Below are 2,970 nucleotides of genomic sequence, written 5' to 3'. Positions count from 1 at the left end.
GACCTGCCGCGGTGGCTGACCTGGTACAATCAGCAGCGCCCGCATGGTAGTCTCGGCCGACGAACACCGGCTCAGGCTCTCGCCGGAACAACCTGATCAGAACTCACAGCTAGATAGCCTCCGATCAGCTAACCATATCCGCCGCATGACGAAACAACCAAGTAGGGTCCAGGCTGCTCCCGGGGCAAACGGAATATGACGCCCTGACACTGGCCTCCCCGATCAAGGGACATCACGAGACCTGGCTGGTCCTTGGTTCCCCGAAACCACTCGATCCTGAAGCAGAAGGATCAGTGCCAGCCCCTTGCGGTGGCTTTTCGCACTTCAACAGGCATCGTCAACTTAACGGCTTGAGATAGGTCCACCCCCTCCCTAGAGCATCCGATCAGCGGCCCATGAGGACGCCGGAGACCTCGGCCCAGACCCGAAATGCCTGACCTCGGGACATGCGATGACCGGCAGCGCTGGTGTTGGCAGGACGGCGGAAGAAGTTTGCAACCTGATCGTGGACTGAGAAGAAGCGTTGCGCCTGCCCGGCTGACTTGAAGCGCTTCATGATGCGCTCGCGTCGCCGGGTGGGCTGATGGCTGTTCTCGGCTCGATTATTCAAATCCCGATGCTGCCGATGTTCGACGCCCGGCATGAGCTGTCGCTTGGCGATACCATAGCTGGCCAGCTTATCCGTGATCATAACGCGAGGCACCGCACCTTGCTTCTTGAGCAACTTCCGTAACAGGCGCTTGGCCGCTTTAGCGTTGCGGCGGCTCTGGACGAGAATGTCGAGTACGGCTCCATGCTGATCGACAGCTCGCCAGAGCCAGTGTTTCTTGCCGGAGATGCTGATCACGACTTCATCAAGATGCCATTTGTCGCAAGACGCTAGAAGGCGCCTGCGGATCTGGTTGGCAAAGCTCTGGCCGAACTTCAACGCCCACTGCCGCACGGTCTCGTGGCTGACCAGGATGCCTCGGGCGGCCAGCATCTCCTCGACCATGCGCAGGCTGAGCGGAAACCGGAAGTACAGCCAGACGGCATGGCTGATCACCTCAGCCGGAAAGCGGTGGCGGGCGTAGCGAGGGGCACGGGTCGATCTCATCCCTCATGATAGCTCGATCCTAGTCACCCGTCGGTTAAGTTGACGGTGCCCTTCAACATGAGCGAGTTAAGGCTTCCAGATCAGGGAGCCGTAGGCAAAGAGCCATGTATCCGGTCCGTTAGGATGGGAAGCGAGCAGGCCCTGCACAAGAGCGTCGTAGTCCTCGTTGGTGTGGTACGTCCAAGTCGGATCGGGACCAGGATCTTCCAGCACCCGGTGAACTTGCGCCACGAGGTCAGGAGTAAGTGCCATCTGCCGGGGAGCCCTCATGAGCCATCTCCAGGTCCGCGATGTGTTAGGCTGAGCTAGTACTGTCTGACCTTCAATCCGACTGAGGCATTTTCTCTAGGCGGGCAACCCAGCTAATCGGAGCCCCTTCCGCAGATGCTCCTCGTCCTCTGTCCGCCGCAAGAATGAGGCGTCCACCAGCCAGTTGACATACTCCACCGGACCCGCTGACGGATCGCCGCGCCAAGCCTGTCTAACTCCCTCAAGAAACAATCCGGCACAGCGCTGAGCATCCTCACGTCGTCCTAAGAAACCGTAGGCTGCCGCCAGCCATGCCAGATCGCGGCGGTGCATTACCGGGGGTTCTCGCGTTCGCGGCTCCAAGGCTGTGGCCACGTCCTCATACCGATGGAGAAGAAAGAGGATGCGGGACAGAAAGTGGGTGTACCAACTTGGATACAGCGGGTTGAGTCGGAGGGCTATCTCTGCCGCAGGCAATCCGTGCTCCGGTCTTCCGAAGCACGCCTCGGCGAAGGCCCAGGTCATCTGGATCAAAGGGTCGTTCGGGTTCAAGGCTCGGGCCAAATCCAGATGGCGTTCGGCGTGGTCGAACTCACGCCATACCAAGTACAAGTAACCAATTGTCGATTGGACTCGTGGATCGTTCGGATCGCGTGCCAACGCCTCTTTCGCAAGACGCAGCGCCTCCACCCGGTTGGGTTCCTGATCACGAGGCACCCCCACTCCGCAGTCGGTCGCCCGTTCAAGATAGAGATAGGCGAGGCCTGTATAGGCTCGGGCGAAGGTCGGATCTAGATCTCGCGCCTGCTCGAAGAAAGCTTTGGCTTGGTCTTGGGTTTCTTTCGTCAACCGGAGAGTGTGACCCTGGAGAAAGAGATCGTAGGCTCGGAGATCCTGCGGTGGACGGCGGCGGGCGGCTGCCGAAGTATCCTCGATGATACGTTGAGCTACAGTGGCGACTACCCCGCGTGCAACTTCGTCCTGGATGGCGAATACATCCTCCAGTGGGCGGTCATATCGTTCCGTCCATAGGTGCGAGCCGCTCGCGGCATTGATCAACTGTGCCGTTACCCGAATACGTTCCCCGGCTCGGCGAACACTACCCTCCACGATATAGTCCGCATTCAGCGCCCGCCCGACCTCACGCACGTCTATAGCAGGGTCACGGAACGCGAATGAAGAATGGCGCGAAATTACGAGGAACTCGCGAAATCGGGCGAGTTCGGTGATGATGTCCTCAGTGATGCCATCGCTGAAGTAGGTATGTGTCGGATCGCCGCCCATGTTCGTGAAGAGCAGTATAGCAACAGATGGCCTATCACTGTGAGGCTGACCTCGCCTGTCGCGGCGAGATGGGATTGGTTTTGCAATACTGCTAGTAGGAGCCTTGATGGCAAAGAGCCTTACAGGCCCGTCGATGTTCTTGACCAATTGTAATCCTAGATCCTTGGCTGGGGGTGCCAATATCTTTCTGACATACTCGTGCGCCGCCGCAGACAGGCAGATCCCTCCTGGCTCAGCGATACTCTCCAGCCGCGCGGCAATGTTTGATCTTCCCTCGTTTTGACGGATACCTCTGATACGCTCCTGCGGGAGCGGGAAGGTGTTTGATGACGAAGACGAGG

General features: G+C 59.0%; 5 protein-coding genes. 1 reads left to right on the top strand and 4 read right to left on the bottom strand.

Annotated elements, in window-relative coordinates; genetic code table 11:
- Window positions 1-3 precede the first annotated feature (3 nt).
- A complete protein-coding gene (locus JKG68_RS35085) occupies window positions 4-96 on the top strand; it encodes an integrase core domain-containing protein (RefSeq protein ID WP_210346516.1) in 93 nt (30 codons plus the stop codon).
- Window positions 97-128: 32 nt separating this feature from the next.
- Here the strand turns inward: JKG68_RS35085 and JKG68_RS35080 are convergent, their stop codons facing one another.
- The 4 genes from JKG68_RS35080 to JKG68_RS31645 form a co-directional block, all read right to left on the bottom strand.
- Window positions 129-275: a hypothetical protein gene (locus tag JKG68_RS35080; RefSeq protein WP_376773250.1), complete on the bottom strand. Its 147-nt coding sequence runs from the start codon at window positions 273-275 to the stop codon at window positions 129-131.
- Between the two features lie 110 nt (window positions 276-385).
- Window positions 386-1,096: an IS6 family transposase gene (locus JKG68_RS31655; RefSeq protein ID WP_202066328.1), complete on the bottom strand. Its 711-nt coding sequence runs from the start codon at window positions 1,094-1,096 to the stop codon at window positions 386-388.
- Between the two features lie 66 nt (window positions 1,097-1,162).
- Window positions 1,163-1,366 carry a hypothetical protein gene (locus JKG68_RS31650; protein WP_202066326.1) on the bottom strand — a complete coding sequence of 68 codons (204 nt, stop codon included), beginning with the start codon at window positions 1,364-1,366 and terminating at the stop codon, window positions 1,163-1,165.
- Window positions 1,367-1,441: 75 nt separating this feature from the next.
- Window positions 1,442-2,970, bottom strand: a 1,529-nt coding sequence (locus JKG68_RS31645; RefSeq protein WP_210346515.1) for a tetratricopeptide repeat protein, incomplete at its 5' end; no start/stop codon positions are given.

The sequence above is a fragment of the Microvirga aerilata genome (assembly GCF_016743775.1).
GTDB classification, from domain to species: domain Bacteria; phylum Pseudomonadota; class Alphaproteobacteria; order Rhizobiales; family Beijerinckiaceae; genus Microvirga; species Microvirga aerilata.
Note: the sequence above shows the minus strand (reverse complement) of the source record. Positions and strands in the feature narration are given on the sequence as shown.

Excerpts from the sequence above, each read along its gene's own strand:
- JKG68_RS31655 (WP_202066328.1), bottom strand. The coding sequence starts at position 1,096 with ATGAGATCGACCCGTGCCCCTCGCTACGCCCGCCACCGCTTTCCGGCT.
- JKG68_RS31650 (WP_202066326.1), bottom strand. The coding sequence starts at position 1,366 with ATGAGGGCTCCCCGGCAGATGGCACTTACTCCTGACCTCGTGGCGCAA.